General features: G+C 34.9%; 17 protein-coding genes and 1 tRNA gene. 2 read left to right on the top strand and 16 right to left on the bottom strand.

Features of this window, described 5'->3' with window-relative positions:
* Nucleotides 1-7 precede the first annotated feature (7 nt).
* Nucleotides 8-1,219, bottom strand: a complete 1,212-nt coding sequence (hisS, locus tag A2530_RS11135) for a histidine--tRNA ligase (RefSeq protein WP_294885306.1) — start codon at nt 1,217-1,219, stop codon at nt 8-10.
* Nucleotides 1,220-1,405: 186 nt separating this feature from the next.
* On the opposite strand from hisS, the gene A2530_RS11130 reads away from it, so the two are divergent.
* Nucleotides 1,406-2,083, top strand: a complete 678-nt coding sequence (locus A2530_RS11130; protein ID WP_294885307.1) for a superoxide dismutase — start codon at nt 1,406-1,408, stop codon at nt 2,081-2,083.
* Between the two features lies 1 nt (nt 2,084).
* Here A2530_RS11130 and A2530_RS11125 read toward each other — a convergent pair whose 3' ends face one another.
* The 15 genes from A2530_RS11125 to A2530_RS11055 form a co-directional block, all read right to left on the bottom strand.
* The gene (locus tag A2530_RS11125; RefSeq protein WP_363114082.1) at nt 2,085-2,642 is read right to left on the bottom strand and encodes an HPP family protein; all 558 of its coding nucleotides are present in this window, start codon (nt 2,640-2,642) and stop codon (nt 2,085-2,087) included.
* Between the two features lie 96 nt (nt 2,643-2,738).
* On the bottom strand, nt 2,739-3,314 hold the full coding sequence (gene tmk, locus A2530_RS11120) for a dTMP kinase (protein WP_294885309.1): 576 nt from the start codon (nt 3,312-3,314) through the stop codon (nt 2,739-2,741).
* Nucleotides 3,299-3,790 carry a pantetheine-phosphate adenylyltransferase gene (gene coaD / locus A2530_RS11115; RefSeq protein WP_294885310.1) on the bottom strand — a complete coding sequence of 164 codons (492 nt, stop codon included), beginning with the start codon at nt 3,788-3,790 and terminating at the stop codon, nt 3,299-3,301. The genes tmk and coaD overlap by 16 nt, the downstream gene beginning before the upstream one ends.
* Nucleotides 3,790-4,317 (bottom strand): UbiX family flavin prenyltransferase, encoded by a 528-nt coding sequence (locus tag A2530_RS11110; RefSeq protein WP_294885311.1) that lies wholly within the window; start codon nt 4,315-4,317, stop codon nt 3,790-3,792. The genes coaD and A2530_RS11110 overlap by 1 nt, the downstream gene beginning before the upstream one ends.
* On the bottom strand, nt 4,314-5,183 hold the full coding sequence (flgA, locus tag A2530_RS11105) for a flagellar basal body P-ring formation chaperone FlgA (RefSeq protein ID WP_294885312.1): 870 nt from the start codon (nt 5,181-5,183) through the stop codon (nt 4,314-4,316). The genes A2530_RS11110 and flgA overlap by 4 nt, the downstream gene beginning before the upstream one ends.
* Nucleotides 5,184-5,250: 67 nt before the next feature.
* On the bottom strand, nt 5,251-5,970 hold the full coding sequence (locus A2530_RS11100) for an energy transducer TonB (protein WP_294885313.1): 720 nt from the start codon (nt 5,968-5,970) through the stop codon (nt 5,251-5,253).
* Nucleotides 5,948-6,754: an acyl-CoA dehydratase activase gene (locus A2530_RS11095; protein ID WP_294885314.1), complete on the bottom strand. Its 807-nt coding sequence runs from the start codon at nt 6,752-6,754 to the stop codon at nt 5,948-5,950. Before A2530_RS11095 ends, A2530_RS11100 begins: the two co-directional genes overlap by 23 nt.
* Nucleotides 6,754-8,019: a 2-hydroxyacyl-CoA dehydratase family protein gene (locus A2530_RS11090; RefSeq protein ID WP_294885315.1), complete on the bottom strand. Its 1,266-nt coding sequence runs from the start codon at nt 8,017-8,019 to the stop codon at nt 6,754-6,756. The genes A2530_RS11095 and A2530_RS11090 overlap by 1 nt, the downstream gene beginning before the upstream one ends.
* Nucleotides 8,012-8,992 carry a 4Fe-4S binding protein gene (locus tag A2530_RS11085; protein WP_294885316.1) on the bottom strand — a complete coding sequence of 327 codons (981 nt, stop codon included), beginning with the start codon at nt 8,990-8,992 and terminating at the stop codon, nt 8,012-8,014. Before A2530_RS11085 ends, A2530_RS11090 begins: the two co-directional genes overlap by 8 nt.
* Nucleotides 8,979-11,348: a 4Fe-4S binding protein gene (locus A2530_RS11080; RefSeq protein ID WP_294885317.1), complete on the bottom strand. Its 2,370-nt coding sequence runs from the start codon at nt 11,346-11,348 to the stop codon at nt 8,979-8,981. Before A2530_RS11080 ends, A2530_RS11085 begins: the two co-directional genes overlap by 14 nt.
* 13 nt (nt 11,349-11,361) lie before the next feature.
* On the bottom strand, nt 11,362-12,021 hold the full coding sequence (locus A2530_RS11075) for a sulfite exporter TauE/SafE family protein (RefSeq protein WP_294885318.1): 660 nt from the start codon (nt 12,019-12,021) through the stop codon (nt 11,362-11,364).
* Nucleotides 12,022-12,031: 10 nt separating this feature from the next.
* Nucleotides 12,032-12,409 (bottom strand): biopolymer transporter ExbD, encoded by a 378-nt coding sequence (locus A2530_RS11070; RefSeq protein ID WP_294885319.1) that lies wholly within the window; start codon nt 12,407-12,409, stop codon nt 12,032-12,034.
* The gene (gene exbB / locus A2530_RS11065; protein ID WP_294885320.1) at nt 12,399-12,842 is read right to left on the bottom strand and encodes a TonB-system energizer ExbB; all 444 of its coding nucleotides are present in this window, start codon (nt 12,840-12,842) and stop codon (nt 12,399-12,401) included. The genes A2530_RS11070 and exbB overlap by 11 nt, the downstream gene beginning before the upstream one ends.
* A 20-nt stretch (nt 12,843-12,862) precedes the next feature.
* A complete protein-coding gene (locus A2530_RS11060) occupies nt 12,863-15,058 on the bottom strand; it encodes a TonB-dependent receptor (RefSeq protein ID WP_294885321.1) in 2,196 nt (731 codons plus the stop codon).
* Nucleotides 15,059-15,250: 192 nt separating this feature from the next.
* A tRNA-Leu gene (locus A2530_RS11055) sits at nt 15,251-15,334 on the bottom strand.
* 152 nt (nt 15,335-15,486) lie between these two features.
* Here A2530_RS11055 and A2530_RS11050 point away from each other — a divergent pair.
* Nucleotides 15,487-17,568 carry a flagellar biosynthesis protein FlgL gene (locus A2530_RS11050; RefSeq protein WP_294885322.1) on the top strand — a complete coding sequence of 694 codons (2,082 nt, stop codon included), beginning with the start codon at nt 15,487-15,489 and terminating at the stop codon, nt 17,566-17,568.
* Nucleotides 17,569-17,572 lie beyond the last annotated feature (4 nt).

Here is a 17,572-nt window from a genome sequence, read left to right as displayed (position 1 = left end):
TCCAAAATTAGAAATCCTCGATTAAAACAGTTTGTTCTGTTTGATTTTCCAAATTTTTTACCCAAATATTACTATTTTTTAATTCATCGGAACCTATAATGGCGCAGTATTTTGCGTTTGCTTTGTCTGCGGCTTTTAGATGATTTTTTAAATTTTTAGCTTTATAGTCAATTGTTACTTTATAGTCTGCTCTTTTTTTATGCGCAAGTTTTACTATAAAATCTATCGCCTCACTCTCCATTGCACCGATATAATAACCCTCTCTTTTTGACTCAGGCATAACGATAAGCTCCATAAGTCTCTCAATACCCATCGCAAAACCAACGGCAGGAGTAGCTCTACCGTCTAAAAATTCCACAAGTCTGTCATATCTTCCTCCACCTGCTATTGCACTCTGACTACCGATATTATCACTTACAAATTCAAATGCGGTTTTAGAGTAATAATCCAATCCGCGAACAAGATTTGTATCAATCTCGTATGCAATACTATTCTCTTGAAGTATTTTTTTAAGAGTTCCGAAATCATCACTACATGTAGAACATAAATGCTGTATAAGCTTCGGTGCACCGACGTATAATTCTTGACACTTTTCATTTTTGCAATCTAATACTCTAATAGGATTTGTGTCTAGTCTTCTTATACAATCTTCACAAATACCGTCTTTGCACTCTTGCACAAAACCTACCAATTTAGTTCTATAATCAGGCATACAGTTATTGTCGCCAAGAGAGTTTAATTTAAGTCTGTATCCTATTCCTAATTTTTTTAAAATATCACCGACCATCATAATCATTGTTGCATCTTCATAAACGCTTGCTTCGCCAAAACTCTCTACTCCGAATTGATGAAACTGCCTAAGTCGTCCTTTTTGCGGTCGCTCATATCTAAACATTGCCCCATGATAAAAAAAGCGGTGTATGCCGCCCGCGCGGTCTAGTTTTTTTTGAACAAATGCACGTACAACACCAGCTGTTCCCTCAGGGCGAAGACATACGTCATTTTCGCCTTTATCTATAAACTGGTACATCTCTTTACCGACAATATCGCTAGATTCGCCTACTGAACGCTTAAAAAGAGCCGTCTCTTCGAGTAGAGGAGTCTGTATAAAATGAAAACCGTATTTTTGAGCTATCCCTGTAGCAGTATTTATGAAGTATGTAAACCTCTCATAATCTTCACTCAAAATATCGTTCATTCCTCTTAATGAATTAATCATCTCTTTCCTTAATTTATTAATCTAAATTTACAGTTTATCTATTGTGAAAGGATACCATTTTTTGCTTATAGTTGATTTACTAAGGTTATGTATTTGAAAAAAAATATAAATTTTATTTAAATTAAATTTAATTATAAAACCTTATACTACTAGCATACTATTAAGTTTAAACAAAAAGGATATACGATGATTGAATTACCAAAACTACCATTTGCAAAAGATGCACTTGAGCCTTTTATTTCGGCTGAGACTATAGAGTATCATTACGGTAAACATCACACGGCTTATGTAAATAAGCTAAATGAGTTAATAAAAGATACTGAATATGAGGATATGTCTTTATCATCTATTATTCGCTCTTCTGATGGAGCTATTTTTAATAATTCTGCTCAGGTTTTTAACCATACTTTTTATTGGAAAAGTCTAAGTGCGTCAAAGTCTGCTCCAAGTGGAAAACTTTTAGCTAAAATTAATAATGATTTTGGGTCTCTTGAAGTCTTAAAAGAGGAGTTTATAAAAGCAGGAACTACACTCTTTGGTTCAGGCTGGGTATGGCTGGTGAGGGAACCAAAAGGACAGTTGGCAGTTAAGAAGACAGAAAATGCGCATAATCCGCTAGGCTCTCATCAGATACCTCTATTTGTATGCGATGTTTGGGAACATGCATATTATATTGATTATAGAAATCTGCGTCCAAAATATTTAGAAGAGTTTTGGAACCACATAAATTGGGATTTTGCAACAAAAGCGTTTGATAAAACAGATAATGATATTTTTATTGGAACTGAACCTTGTAATGATATCCATGACCCTTTTTGTCAGGTATTGGATGAGCTTCAAAATCAAGACAGAGTTACTAGCTAAATCAGTACCAATACATAGGGTAGTGTCTTTTACTGTTACTTGACATGTTGTTTACAAGGAGCGCTATTGAAAGCATCATCGCAGTTCCAAGAGCTATAGGCGTTAATGGGTATAGCCAGCCTAGTGATTGGATTTTATCGCTGCCTATAACGTATATCAGAGCTGTAGCTCCTCCAGGAGGATGAATCGTTAGAGTTAGATGCATTGCCAAAACGGAGAGGGCAACACTAAAAGCACAAAGTAGCTCTAAGCTTAACATGTTGCTGAAATTTTTTACTAAAAATACAGAGATAAAAGCAGATATAACATGTCCTCCAATTAGATTTCTAGGCTGTGAAAACGGCACTTCCGGCGCTCCGTAGATGAGTACAGCTGATGCGCCAAAAGAGCCGAGGAGAAAAAAACCGTCTTTAGCAGAAAAAGAGTTGCTAAAAATCGACATAACATAGATACCGATAAATGCGCCGATTACAGACCAGATTATTTTACTTGCAGGTTTTCTCGATGGTCTAATACTCTTTGACTTCATTCTAGCAAAATATCTGCTTATCAACAACACACCTTTTAACTATAAAATATGCGAAATGATAAGCCTTTTTTATATAATATTTGTTGATATATATCAACAATTCTAAGAAGTAAAATTTTAACTGATTTACTGTTTTATATTATTTAGTATTTCGTTATATATTTCTTCAATACTTTTTGTGGCATCTATTATAATAAGCTCTAAATTTAGGAGCTTTGCAGCCTCTATAATTGCATTTTGTATGTTTAAAAGGTACTCTACGCCTCTTAACTCAATTCCATCTAATTTTTTTTGTGAGAGTCTAAATTCAAGCTCTTCTTTTGTTAGCTTAAGTAGAAAAATTTTTTGTGGATATATGCCACCAGTTGCAAATCTATTTAAGTGGAGTATGGCAGTTTGGCTAATTTCACTTTGAACAAGAGCATAAGCTACCCCGCTTACAACACTTCTGTCTGAAATTATAAGTTTACCTATATTTGGCTCTATAATCTCTTTTACATGTTCGGCGCGATCTGCTAAAAATAGTAAAAATTCAGCCTTTTTGCTCTTTGCTTTTGTGCTTAAGACTATCTCTCTAATCTCTTTTCCGACTTCGGTACCGCCAGGCTCTTTTGTGATAATAGCATCTTCAAAATGCTTTTGAAGTTTTTCAATCTGAGTGCTTTTCCCTGCAGTATCAATTCCCTCTATTGCAATGTACATGATTTCATTTCCGTAATAATCTCTTGAACCTCTTTTGGAACTAGATGCTCAGTTTTTGCATTGAATTTTAAAAGATTTCTGACAATTGATGAGCTTATAAACGCATGTTGAAGTTTTGGCATAAGATATACTGTTTCAATCTTGTCATCAAGCGAATTATTTAAGTATCCAAGTTGCAGTTCATACTCAAAATCACTTACCGCTCTAAGCCCACGGATTAAGACGGTAGCATTATGCGTACGTGCAAGTTCAACGGTAAGGTTGTCAAAACCTAGAACTTTTACATTTTTTAGATTTTTAACTGCTTCTTTGGTCATATTTATTCTCTCTTGAAGCGTGAACATAGGTTTTTTGTCCGTTGAAATCGCAACTGCTACTATAACTTCGTCAAAGAGTTTTAAAGCTCTTTCTATTATGTCGTAATGACCGTTTGTAATTGGGTCAAATGTTCCGGGGTATAGTGCTATTTTTTTCATCATTCCCATCTTTTATAAAGGTTATTTTCAATGCCAAGCAAATCAAACCATTTGCCGATTATAAAGTTTTCCATCTCGTCTAAAGTTTGTTGTTCTGAATAGTATGCCATGACAGGAGGTGCAATTATTACGCCCAAAGTTGCTAATTTATGCATATTTTCTAACGCTATGGCAGAAAACGGCATCTCTCTTGGAGCTAAAATCAATTTTTTATGCTCTTTTATCATAACGCTTGCGCATCTTGTAACTAGGTTGTCGGAAATCCCACATGCTATTTTTGCTAATGTATTCATACTGCAAGGTGCTATTATCATAGCATCAACTCCAAAAGAGCCTGAGGAAATACTCGCTGCAATATTCTGATCTTCATGCAGTGTTATATTCATCTCTTTGTCTAAGACAATTTGTGAGTTTTTTGTCATAATAAAATGTTTATCTATCTCTTTTGGAAGAAGTTTAAGAGTTTTTAACCCTAAGTTTACTCCACTTGCACCGCTTGAGGCTACTACTATTTTTCTATTTTTCACTCTATCTCCGCCGTATTCTTGCCTGTAACTCTTGCTTTTAAAATTTTTTGGTTACTGTTTTGAACTTTTATTATATCATTTACTTTAGCATCTTGAAGTGCTTTTGCGCTAAATGTAATGCCCATGCCATCTTTAAATAGACTGACATTGATTATGGAATCTTTTTTAACCACATCTAGCGATTCTACGTCTCTTATGGTTAAAATCATATCTTTTGGTATATGACGTTTTGACTGAAGTAGATTTGCTTCTATGTTTTGCAGCGGTTTTGCTCTAAATCTATCTAAAACAACATTTTGTCTCATAACATTTAATAGTGAAATTTGGGTATCTTTTTTGATTATACTTCTGCTTGTATAAACTGCAACACTAGCCTCTATATCATAATCAAAAAAAATCTTTTTATTTTGAGAAGTTTTAATGCTTATAATCCCGCTTCTTGATAAATAATCTCTGCTGTCTATATCAAAAATATAATCTTTTGGCAAACTTGTTATATATCCTCTTGGATGTACCGATATATTTTTTATCTCAATGTTGTCATATTTTTTTCTGTAGTACTCTTTTACATGTTGCTCAAGGGCAGAGGTGTTTACGGGGCTTTTAATTATAAAATTGATATAACTGCTTTTAGAAGTGTAATTTTTATACCCCTTTTTATCAAGCAGTTTTATCAAATCTTTTGCTTTAACTCTTTTTGAGTATCTGTTTGCCTCAATCGTGTATAACTCAAAATCATTTTTTATTTCCGGAATAACGGTGCTTATGTTAATTGTGCTTGTTTTTACATAATACACGCTCTCAAGAGAGTTGTTAGCGTATATACTAACCGAGAAAAGAATCAATATAAAAAATTTTACAAACATTGCTACACCGTACTCTATATTTTTTATAATTTTAACATAGAGTAGATAATATGGTCATTTTTGGATATTACTTTAGTATATATGCGATTTTAACCTTAAATTTTTTAGGAAAATCAAATAGCGTTTTTTCAATTTCAATTGGAAAACTGTTCTCTATTGCCTCTGTAGCTGATTTTTCAAAAATATTTTTGCCTGAGACCATTTTTATATAATCTACATTTCCATCTGCTAGTATAATAAACTCTACTTCAATAGTATCTTGAATAGACCTTCTTCTAGCAGTATGAGGATATGATTTATTCTCATTTATTCGTTTGATTAAATTTTGGATAAATATCTCTCTATCTCTCTCTTTTGTATCATTTTGCACTACTTTATCTACATGTGGAATAGGTTTTTTATCTTCTATATGCTTTTTTTGTATCGGTTCTTCTTGAGTTTTTTGAACATGTTTTGGCTCGGCTTGCTCTACAACAGGCTCTTTTTTAAGTGGTGTCGGAGTAGGTTTTTTTTCAATCGGTTTTGAAATTTGTTTTTTCTCGGTAGGTTTAGTAAGAGGCTCTTTTTTAATAGGTTTTAAAATCTCCTCTTTTTTTATCTCTGTTGCTTGTGAAATTATAGAAAAATTAATTTTTTGAATTTTTTCGACTTTGTGATTTTTGTCATTATCATCTTTTTTTATTATAAAAAAGTAAAAGAGAGACGCTCCTACAAATGTGTAAAATATAGTGCTGATAATAAATGAGGAGAGATATCTGTTCATATTAAACTTTATTCTCATATTCATAAGACTCTAACGCCAATATTGCCGCTCCGTATGAGGTTGTGATTTGCGGAAACTCCGGGATAAATATCTTTTTACCGAGTTCATTCTCAATAGCATGAACTAAACCGTTATTTAGAGCCGGTCCTCCATCAAAGTAGATGCCTTCGTTTATACCTACTCTTTTTACTAGTTTTATAATTCTTTTTGCAATTGAGTAGTGAACTCCTGCGACGATATCTTCAATACTGTGGTCATTTCCTAGTAGTCCTATTATCTCTGACTCTGCAAATACGGCACATGTACTATTTATTGCAAGCGGCGTACCTTGTGATTTGAAGTGATATTCGCCTAACTCATCAACCTCTATCTCTAAATTCATGGCAACAACATCCAAAAACTTTCCAGTTCCTGCCGCACATCTGTCATTCATAGCAAAATTTACTACATTTCCCTCATCGTCCAACGAGATGGCTTTAGAGTCCTGACCGCCTATATTTATGATAGTTTTGATATTGCATTTACCCTCAGCCGCAGCTATTGCACCCATTGCATTTGCGGTGATTTCGCTTATATTTTCGTCTGCTTCTTTAAAAAGTTTTCTTCCATAACCGGTTGCAACCGTATAGAGTAAATCTTTTTCATCAATATTTAGCTCATCGAGCATCTCTTTGAGTGCCTGTTTTGCATATTTGTAAAACATACTTCCACTCGCACTGATTTTATGACCTGCTAATTTTTTACTCTCATCAACAATAGCAATTTTAATTGCCGTTGAACCTATATCTATTCCTGCAAAATAGCGCATTATCCTCTCCTTTTTCTATTTTTAAGCGACTCTACAAATGCTTCAATTCTAGTTGTTAGTTGCCCAGACTGGCTTGGAGAGTAGTCGCTCTCAAGATAGAGTATAGGTATCTGAGCCTTTTGCATTGCTTCTAAAACAGAGCGTTGTTCCATCTCATACACCTGACAACCTGCAAACGCCTGATATATTACGCCATCAGCCTTATAATCTCTAACTAAGTCTATTATTCTTCTTTTTCTATCACTGTTTTTAGTAAAGATAGGGCAGGTGCAACCTTTGAGGTATCTATCTGCGATAGAATCAATCATATCGTTTACAAACCACTCATCAACGCTTATCATGTCGTTAAACATTCTATTTGACGAACATGTCTCATCGGCTACGATTATGGCGTCAGATTGCTCTATTAAAAGGGGTATTTTTAGATTTGGAAATATCGGCGGCGAACCGGTATAGACAATTCTAGGGCTCATTTTTGATGCCGCATTTACCTGAGTTTCTACTCTTTGCTCACACTCCTGCACAAGATTTTCCATGGCATCTATCCAGTTGTCTATCTTGTCAAAAAAGAATGCGTTAGTAACTAAAAACATATCTTTACCTAAGATAGGGGAGGCGGTATTTTTTCGCAAAATATTCAGCTTATGGTATAAATGTTGGGCATAACCAACTTTTTTAATTGACTCTTTAAGACTCTTTTTTGTCAGCTTTTTATTAAGGTCTATCGATAAATCTTTTGTAAATTTTCTAACACTTCTTCTCCAATACTCTCTACTCTCATGGCTCTCTTTGGTACGCGGAAACTCCATGTCATAAACACTAAATCCCATGCCTTCTATAATCGCACCAGACTTTGCTTTTTGATCACATGTAGTAGGAGATATGATAACATCGGGCTTGTCAGAGAAGTTATTTGATGCAAACTGCCCAACGGTTGCTTTTACCAAAGGGCATGATTTTGATGGGAGCAGGTCGCTTCCTATCTCATCGTCCGTATAAAAACCATTGCATAGTCTAAGCGGAACAGCGTCAAGCGCATAGATTATCTCTGATGGAACTTGAATACACATCGTTCCCACTTTTGCTTTGTCCACATGTAAAGACTCATGTTTGCAGTTTACTCTCTCATAAAGATCATAAAAGTAGCTCATTGCGCGAGGAGGCTCTTTAAAGTTGTGCTTTATTTTTTCTAGTACACTTGCTGCTTCCATCGCTTTATGGCGGTTTTGTCTCTCTCTTGATGTTTCTATTTTATGTTCAGTCATCTTTTTTCTCCAGCTTATCCATCTGCATTCTTTTTGCAAAACCGCCTTTTGTCGAGCTAAATAGTTTCATATTTAAAATATCTACATGTAGAGCATCATCCTCGGGACATGCCGCCACACACTTCATACAAAGGATGCAGTCGTCTCTTAATATATTTGTACTTTTTACATCATCGGCTATATCTTTTATCTGCATATCGCATACATTGTAACAATCGCCGCATTTTGTACATTTGTCACCATCTTTTTTAAGTTTTAAAAGTGCAGCGTCGCTAAATATATAGTGCATTGCACTCATTGGGCAAAAAAAACAGAAAAATCTTTTTTTAACAAACGAGCCGATAACAAATAACCCTGTAAAAATCAGACCCAAAGTAGTTAAAATCATTGCTGTTTTTGTAGAAAAATCAAGACTCCACTGAGAAACATCTCCCACAAAAAGAGGTGTTATCATCCTACCTGGGCAAATTTCACAAAATGCCGTTCTCCACTCGCCGCCGAGGATTCCCATACCAACACCCATAGGTGCTAAAATTACTAAAGCGAGCATTATGTACTTTATTTTTTTGAGCTTATCAAACTGTGGTTGTGTATATGTGCTGTAGCGGATGCCCATTTTTTTACGCAAACCTGTTAGCCAATCCTGCATAGTACCAAGCGGACAAGCATAACCGCACCACGCTTTGTTAAATACAACAAACCACAATAAAAAAGTTATAAAACCGATAAGAACAGATATACTTGCCGCACTAAAAAGCACATCCAAGGGGCGTGCCAGCTGATGTTGAAGCGGCAAGAAATAGCACATTCCGCCTACTTGTCTATCGTATCCGCATGAAAATACAGGTATGCTGTTTCCTAGATTAATAGCAAAATATCCGCCGTATATAAAAAGTACAAAGAAGAAGAGTTGAAGCCAAAAGCGAAATCTTCTAATGTCGGCTCTGTTTATAAAATCTCTAATTCTCTTCATCAAAACGTACCTCCTTAAAAGGTTTTTCCCGTCTTGTTCTGTACATGTAAATAACAAATCCGCTAATTATCATAATCAGTACAGCCGCGGATAAGCCATACGCATAAGATTTATATCCGCGTTCATTTGGGTAATAATAAGAGGGGTAGGTTGCACTATAATTTATTTTTTGATATTGGCGCTCATTATCTACCCCTGATACATCTTTTACATAAGATGCACTAAGTAAAAATTCATTTTTATATCTTTTGTTAAATTCATTCCAGTTTGGAAAATAGTCTTCTATAAGCGTAAAAGTTGCAACTCCGTTTTTGTCCGTTTTTAGAGTTTTAGACCAGAGAGTTTTTGTAGATAGTGTTACGTCTGCACCCTCAATTGCCTCCTCTTCAAGTACTACTTTAACTCTTAACTTTTTGCCTGAGTATAGAGCGTGAAAAAAAGTTTCATCATCCTCTCTTACTCTTAAGATATCAAAAGGAGCCTCTTTTATCGTGTGTGCATCCATCTTCTTTTTGTCATAGATAGCATAGTTGCTATGGTTAAATCTCAAAAACTCATATTTTGCCGTCGTTATATAGAGTGTGTTATCTTTAACATCTTTATTGACGTAAAAAAGATTGTAGTATCCGTTGTCAGGCATCTCAAAAGTTACCGATTTGCATCCTGCATCTTTTGATACCGTTGCCTCTTTGGTATTTAAGTTTGCATCAAGCAGATAAAGCTTTGCTTCTAGGGCACCTAAACAATTTTTTTTGCCCTCTGCATCTTCAAAAACAGGCCATACCTCTTTTGTAGCGACTCTGCCTCTTGCTCCGCCGTGACTGTGTCCGCCGCCGTAAGATTTTTTTTCTGCAGTAGGATTTATTTCAGAAAAATAGATAGTGTCACTGAATTCAGGCTTTATAAAAGTGGGTAAATCTTGTTTCTCTGATTTTTTGTTAACTCTCTCAACACCTCCATGACTTGCGTGTCCGTTTGATGCCTTGCCGTAAGTTTTAAAGATATAGCCGACGTACATGTTAACTGCTAGAAAAAAGATAATCAAAGATGCGGCAAACGGAAAAGCGGCTATTTTTCTTAATCTGCTAACATCAAGAAGTTTTACTCTTTTATATAAAATAATTAAAGCCCAGATTATAGCAACCCATTTTAGCAAATCAAATACATGTAACCAGCCATCGCCTCTGTTTGCTAAAGGAGCGACGTCAAGCGTAAATCCAAAACCGTAAGCAAACCCTTCTGCAATATGCTCGTAGCCTTTGAGAAAAAACATCTCAAACGAATGAGCGATTGAGCCGAGTATAAACAGAGGTGCATAAGAGTATCCTAAGTCGTAAAATACGGTATTAAAATCTTTTTTTAATATTTTTGCCGCTATAAACATACCGATAACCGCCGCTAAAATAGTAAAAATCAGCGCATATACAAATGCAAACAGACCTATAGGGTCAATAGCGCCAAAGTCTATATAATGTTTTAAAAATTCGGCTGTTTTTGACCATATCATGTCGCCTGCCGCATTACTTCTTCCTATGCCGTGATGAAAAGACATAGTTATTGAAATTGATGCCAATATAAGTATAAATGCCCAAACTTCTGCTTTTAGGACTTGAAACTTTGAAAATAGAGAAAACGAGGGGTTTTTATACTTAAAACTAACAGCTTCACATGCGCTGCTGCAGTCCATACACAGAGTACAGTCAGTCATAGAATTTCTGTTATCAAACGTAAAAGGTTTTAGGTTATATGGACATGCCGTCGCACACTCAAAGGTTCTACAATCATTGCAAGCACTTTTATATGTTCCGAGCCATGTAAAAGAGAGTTTAGAATAAGCGCGTGTAAGTGTTCCGATAGGGCAGATATATTTGCAATAGCTCATATCTTTATAGAGAAAGTAAACTATAAAAGCGATGAGTGTCATTACCGCAAATAAAATTGCAGTTCCAAGTGGAGTTCTAAAAAGGTTCGGGAACATGTAATATACTCCCCACCATCCAAACACAAGCAAAAATACGCCTATATATCTGTTTTGAAGCCATTTTGGCATAGTTTTTTTAAGTCCGTATTTTGTTATATATTTTCCCATAAATCCGTGAGGACAGATGCCGCAAAATATTCGTCCAAATGTAGGAAGAGTCAGAACCATAAACAAAGACCAAAATATTCCCCAAAATACGGCGGTTGTAAAAGTATTTTCTTTACCTGTATGTGTAAATCCGAAATATAGAGCATATAAAAAAAGCATAGAGATTGCTATTTTTAATATTGTTAAAAATTTTTGATTTTTAAACAAAACCCCCAGTAGAGGTTTTGCATATATATCATCTTTATCACGTTTTATAAAATTTACCATTACTTTCCTTTTTTTAAAGTTTTAAAATACCGTTAAACACAAGCAAACCTACCGCTATAAGCAGTAGTGCCGCAACTCGTTCTATGTGAAGTTTGTAGGATGAGAACTGAATCATCATCCCTTTAATAAATTTAGATACTATAAATCCGTAAAACAGAATTGAAAACATTACGGCTCCTAGACCAAAAAACAGACCGAGTCCTATAGTGTTATAGATATTGCTGCTGTTTGCGGCAACTCCCAAAAGTGCCATTATCGGAGCACAAGGGTTTATTGACATTGTTGCACCGATAGTAAAGAAGCCAAACTTATTTAACTTAGGTTTCTTTATTATGGGTGTAGCGTGCCCACATGAGTATGTAGGTTTAAAACTTTTATATAGTAAAAAAAGACCCATTCCTACAGTGCTTGTCCCAAGAATTAAGCCAAATAGAGAGTTGTCATCGAGTATCTGCTTTACCCAAGAAGAGCTAAGATACGCGACAACTGCTAAAAATGTATAACTAACAATTCTTCCAAGACTAAAGGGCAAAATAACATGTAAAGCCTCTTTTGTACCGTTTGAATTGTTAACAAGCAACGGTGTTAAAAATGGCATACATGAGAACATACATGCAGTAGCTCCGTAAGAGAGACCTATTATAAAAATAGATAAAAAAGCGGCATTTTCCATAATCGCTCTCTTAATCTTTTTTTGTGATTATTCCAAGGTTTGTAAAGTTCTTCTCTTTTAGAGTATCAAGAAGGATTACAAAAAAATCAAACTTCGCATCTTTATCACAATTTATATAAATTGGCATATCCGTTTTGTATTTGCATAGTTCTGCTTCAATATCTTTTACAAAAATGAGCGTTTTATCAAATAAAATATCACCGTTTTGTTTTATTGTAATAGTTAGATTTTTTTTATCATCTTTTGTCGCACTTTTTGAGCTAGGAAGGTCAACAGGAATAAGCCCCTTTGCCACAAAAGTTGCTGTTGTTAGAACAATCACAAGAAGAACAAGCATAATATCGATAAACGGTACTACGTTGATGGAATCAAATTTTTTAATTTGCAAGTTTTTCCTTTTGATGTATATCCCAATAAGCCAAAACAACCTCGATTTTTCTAGCTAAATGGTTATAAAACACGGTTGCAGGAATAGCTACCAAAAGACCCATTGCAGTAGCTTTTAGTGCAAGAGCCAAAGACGTCATAATCATTTTAGCATCCAAGGTATCACTCTGACCCATTGCATAAAAGGTAATAATTATCCCAAATACCGTTCCTAAAAGACCGATATATGGAGCATTAGAACCAAATGTCGAGATTATGTTAATATTATTCGTAAGAGCAATTTCAAGCTCCTCTTTTGTCTTAAAATTGCGCACGTCTATTGCTTTGTAAAATAGAAGTCGCTCAATCCAAAACCAAAAAGCCATAAAACTCATAACTCCCAAAAGTCCTATAATCCCATAATCAACAATATCTTTAAGTAGTTCTATATTCATATATCTGCCTAATATTTATATTAAAATTTAACCGACAATCCTGCTGTATATACTCTTCCGGCATTAACCGTAATAGACAAATCTTCGGCATTGAAAACACCGTCTTCATTTCTATCGCCGCTTGATCTTGCAGTGCTGTAATAACTTTTGTCAAAAACATTGTCAATTCTTGCAAAGAGGTTATACTCATAATCGCCTATTTTGTTACCGTAATTTGCAAGTAGATTTAGAGTTGCTTGTCCGGGGATTTTAATCTGATTTAAATCATCTGCATAATATTCTGATTTTGCATTAATTTCAGTTGATAATTTTAGATTTTTCATCGGCAAATAGTCTAAAATAAGGTTTACTTGATGTTTTGAAGTTCTAGGAATTTGATTGCTTGTTACATTATAAAACGTAAGATTTGATAAATAAGCGCTACCGTCTAAATCAATACCGAAATTGTCATATTTTGTATAATACGCATCAAGGTAAGTATATGCAAGGTTAAACGATAATTTATCCGCTGCTTTTCCCTCTGCTGAAAGTTCTAAACCTCTATGTCTAGCACCTCCTACATTATCCCACATGTCGGTATTTGTATTGTTAGCAGAACCGTAATTTCCTGATGTTTTCATGATAAAGTCATCTCTATCAATTTGAAAAATTGCAGCTTCATAATTAACTTCGTTAAATCTAGTTCTGACTCCTATCTCATAGTTATAAGATTTTTCAGGATCTAAATCAGGGTTGTTTTGAGTATATCCCCAACTACTCGTACTTCCTGCATATAATTGAGCAACGGTCGGTGCTCTAAAACCTGTTGAGTAATTTGCAAAAATATCAAAATTATCAACTATTTTATAGTTAGCACCTATTCTATATGAGTAAATTTTGAAATCCTCTTTGTAGCTGTTATTGCGATAATCTTCATAATCAAGTTTGATTAAATCATATCTAAGATTTGCGGTAGCACTTAGATTTTGCGTAAGTTGTTGTTTGTACTCACCGTAAATTGCATAAACATTTTCGTTCGTTGTATCATCACTCTTTTTATCTCCTGCTAGATAATAATCAGGTGTTACCGTTCTAATACCGCGCGGATATGAAACTAATGCTTGATTTACTCTATATGTAGATTTATTTTCATATGTGTTATCTCTTAAATCTAAACCTAAAAGTGCTGCAGATTGATTTGAAGAAGTACGATATTCACTCTTTATACCTCTTTGTATCTGTGCATAATCGTTATCGTAAGTATAATCGCTATCATCTAAAGACGGATCTGAAATCCCGCTGCTGTTTTGTGTTTGAGGTGATGACATGTACATAGTGTCATCAGTGTAAACATATCCGTTTACAAGTAAGTTTGAACTACTGTCAAAATCTTTTGAGTAGGTAAGAAATAGTTTTAAAAGATTAACATCATAATCTCTTGTATAATCCCTACTTTTTTGATCTCCGTCATAAATTGATTTAGGATTTGTTTTTGCAGCACTCTCGCCGCCTACCGTTCCGTGCGTATCTTTTGTTCTATCTGAATACTCAAATCCAAACGTAACATCCGACGTATCGTCTATGTAGTACTGCAACTTACCGTTTAGATATTTTGCCACACTTCCTGAATCTTCCCAGTATCCGTCAGTCTCTTTTTTGCTGGCTTGCAAATGAAAACTCAAATCGTCATTCGCATAACCGCTTCTAGCTAATAGCTTTTGATAACCGAAACTTCCAAATTCAACTGCACCGAAATTGTTGTTATATTTTGCACCTTTTTTCGTCGTAATGATTACTGCACCTGATAGCGCATCATCCCCAAACAGATAGGAAGCACCACCCTTTACAACTTTAATGCTCTCGATATTGTCAAGGTCAATATTTACACTTCCGGTTCTCTCAAAAACAGGTACACCGTCAATTACAATTGCAACACCAGGTTTTTCACCCATGTACATCTGATTTTCAACGCCGCGAAGATGAATTTTTACACTATCGCCTGATTTTACCTCTGTTGTTACACCTGGGATTGATTGTAAAATCTGTTGTATATTTTCAGTGTGTGCCATATCGACACTCTCACCGCTTATAGTTGTAGTTGTTGACACCTCTGTTTTTTTTGTATCAAACTTACTGTCAATGGTTGATGATTCAACCTTTATGGTTCCTAAATCAGATGCCGCAACATTGCTAATTGCCAATGCGCATATCACGGATAAATAGATTTTCTTATTCATTCTTTAACCTTTGCTTTAAAAATCGAGAATGAAGTATAATAACTAAGTGTTAATTTTGTGTTAATTTCTATTTATAAGTAATATTTAAGATAGGTGTACATGTTATGTATGATTAGTATAGTAAAAAATTTGCTTAAAATTCTGTATTTTGAAGGATTTTGTGTGTGTATGTAAGTTTATGATTTTGCATTATGGTACCTGCGGGCGGACTCGAACCGCCACAACTTGCGTTAGCGGATTTTGAATCCGCCGTGTCTACCATTTCACCACGCAGGCTTGAAGAGTGCAATGATATAAAGTTATAACTTAAAATATCGTGAAAATAAAAAATAAATAATATTTGTCGATATATCGGAAGTGGAACTTATGTTGCTTAATATTATAAATATTGGGTAGAATCTATAATTAGTCGGCGTTGGAGGTGTATTGTGAGAATTACAAGCGGTATGTACTATAAAAATATATATAGTGATAATAATTCGCAGTTGACGAATAGTCTTTTTAATGTAAATAAGCAAATAGCATCTGGATTAAAGATTCAATATGCAAAAGATGATGTAAGAATTTTTACCGAAACTATGAGGCTAGATAATGAGATAGCAACGCTTGGACAGATAAAAAGTAGTACTAAAAATGCTATAAAGATGTCGGATCAGTCAGATATTGTTTTAAATGAGTTTGAAACTACGATGAACCGTGCAAGAACGCTTTTTTTAACTGCTGCAAATGAAACAAATAGTGCAACATCGCTTGATGCGATAGCAAAAGAGTTAAGAGGAATTGAATCTAATTTTAAAAACTTGGCAAATACATCTATAAATGGACAATATATATTTTCAGGTTCAGCGCTTAGCACAAAGCCTATTTCTAGCAGCGGTGAATATATGGGAAATGATGCCGTATTAAAAGCATTTACAGGCTCAAAAACTTCACAACAATACAATATAAGCGGTAAAGAGCTTTTCTTTGGAGAACAAAAGTTAGTAAACAGAGAAGTTACTACAAATGTTGTTCAAAGCAGTTTAAGCGCTAGATATCCAGACTTTACCGATTCGACTGTTACCGGAGGAAACTCTACTATAATGCCAAGCGATACTATTCGTGATTTAATGGGTGATGCAGACAATGTCGTTGATGCTGTAAATTTTAAACACTATTTTTATGTAAGAGGTACAAATAGCAGCGGGGATTCATTTTCGCAAAAAATCAGTATGCGAGATGATGACAATGTTGATGATCTTTTGACTCAAATTGGCAATCTTTACGGAAATACACCAAATTTAAAAGTTGTTGATGTCGGTATGAATTCAAATGGACAGATTGTAATAACAGACAAGATTAAAGGTTCAAGTAAGCTTGATTTTCATATGGTCGGTGCAACGGATTTAAGCGGCGGTGCTGCTGCTAATGTAACGAATATAGATGATTTGGGAGTTGGAGAAACAGATTTTAGTAAAATTATGTTAGGAACTTCTACGGCAACAAACACTTCGCTACATGTAAAAGAGTTTATAAAATCTTCACTAACATCTGCAGATAGCGTTGCTGCAACAAATATTATAGACGGTACTATTTATGATAGAGTAGAGTTTGCCCAAAACGGTGCAAGATTATCCTCGAGTACTCCACAAATAGTAAAAGGTACAAATGCGTTTGCAACGCCTTCTACAAAGATTTCTGATGTAGCTACTTCCGGCACGCTAAACGGCACATCATTTACACTAGAAGGGACAGATGTAAACGGAGCGGCTTATAGTGCTCAAATTGATTTTGCTACTGCAGGTTCAACATTTACGGTCGGTGCTAATACATATGATATTTTTAATATGGAATCTCCAAGAGCGGCTGTTGATGCAGATGAGATGACATATGCTCAGTTAATGGATGTTATGAATATGGTTGTAACCGGCAACCTTCCTGCAGCAGCTCCCGGTTCATCGGCTCAGTATGACACGGCTATTGCGACATCCGATTTAAGAGGAAAAACATTTTTAAGTTATGACGGAAAAATAGGTTTTGAAGAGATTGGTACCGGAAATACTACAGCAAAAATAGCATTGTATGACTCAAACAGCGGTGATTTTTCTGCAGCATCGTCTGTCATGACATTTAATACTAACAATGCTATAACAGTAAGAGATCCTAAAACAGATTTTTTTAAAACTTTCAATGAGATGATTACTGCCGTAGAGAATAATAAAAATTATCCAGATAGCAGTTCCGGTGATATAAGAAATGTAGGTGTAGAAAATGCGATTGCTATGATGGATGACCTTCAAGACAGTATCTTTAGAGCACACTCTAAAATAGGATCACAAACAAATGCTCTAAATATGTCTATAGAGAGAACTGAAATATTAGAAATTGGTTCAATCAGCCTTAGGTCATCAGTCGTAGATACTGATTTGGCAGAAGCTGCATTGACGCTAGCGCAATTAGATACAAATTATAAAGCAATGCTCTCAAGTGTTAGTAAAATTTCACAATTAAGCTTAGTGAACTATCTATAAAAGT

The sequence above is a fragment of the Sulfurimonas sp. RIFOXYD2_FULL_34_21 genome (assembly GCF_001830805.1).
Lineage (GTDB): Bacteria > Campylobacterota > Campylobacteria > Campylobacterales > Sulfurimonadaceae > Sulfurimonas.
The sequence above is the reverse complement of the archived record's forward strand: the minus strand, read 5'-3'. Positions and strand labels throughout refer to the sequence as shown.

Bases quoted from the DNA above. Each gene is read 5' to 3' on its own strand.
- tmk (WP_294885309.1), bottom strand. From the start codon at position 3,314: ATGTACATTGCAATAGAGGGAATTGATACTGCAGGGAAAAGCACTCAG.
- coaD (WP_294885310.1), bottom strand. From the start codon at position 3,790: ATGAAAAAAATAGCACTATACCCCGGAACATTTGACCCAATTACAAAC.
- hisS (WP_294885306.1), bottom strand. From the start codon at position 1,219: ATGATTAATTCATTAAGAGGAATGAACGATATTTTGAGTGAAGATTAT.
- A2530_RS11100 (WP_294885313.1), bottom strand. From the start codon at position 5,970: ATGAATATGAGAATAAAGTTTAATATGAACAGATATCTCTCCTCATTT.
- flgA (WP_294885312.1), bottom strand. From the start codon at position 5,183: ATGTTTGTAAAATTTTTTATATTGATTCTTTTCTCGGTTAGTATATAC.
- A2530_RS11095 (WP_294885314.1), bottom strand. From the start codon at position 6,754: ATGCGCTATTTTGCAGGAATAGATATAGGTTCAACGGCAATTAAAATT.
- A2530_RS11080 (WP_294885317.1), bottom strand. From the start codon at position 11,348: ATGGTAAATTTTATAAAACGTGATAAAGATGATATATATGCAAAACCT.
- A2530_RS11130 (WP_294885307.1), top strand. From the start codon at position 1,406: ATGATTGAATTACCAAAACTACCATTTGCAAAAGATGCACTTGAGCCT.
- A2530_RS11085 (WP_294885316.1), bottom strand. From the start codon at position 8,992: ATGAAGAGAATTAGAGATTTTATAAACAGAGCCGACATTAGAAGATTT.
- A2530_RS11090 (WP_294885315.1), bottom strand. From the start codon at position 8,019: ATGACTGAACATAAAATAGAAACATCAAGAGAGAGACAAAACCGCCAT.
- A2530_RS11075 (WP_294885318.1), bottom strand. From the start codon at position 12,021: ATGGAAAATGCCGCTTTTTTATCTATTTTTATAATAGGTCTCTCTTAC.
- A2530_RS11060 (WP_294885321.1), bottom strand. From the start codon at position 15,058: ATGAATAAGAAAATCTATTTATCCGTGATATGCGCATTGGCAATTAGC.
- exbB (WP_294885320.1), bottom strand. From the start codon at position 12,842: ATGAATATAGAACTACTTAAAGATATTGTTGATTATGGGATTATAGGA.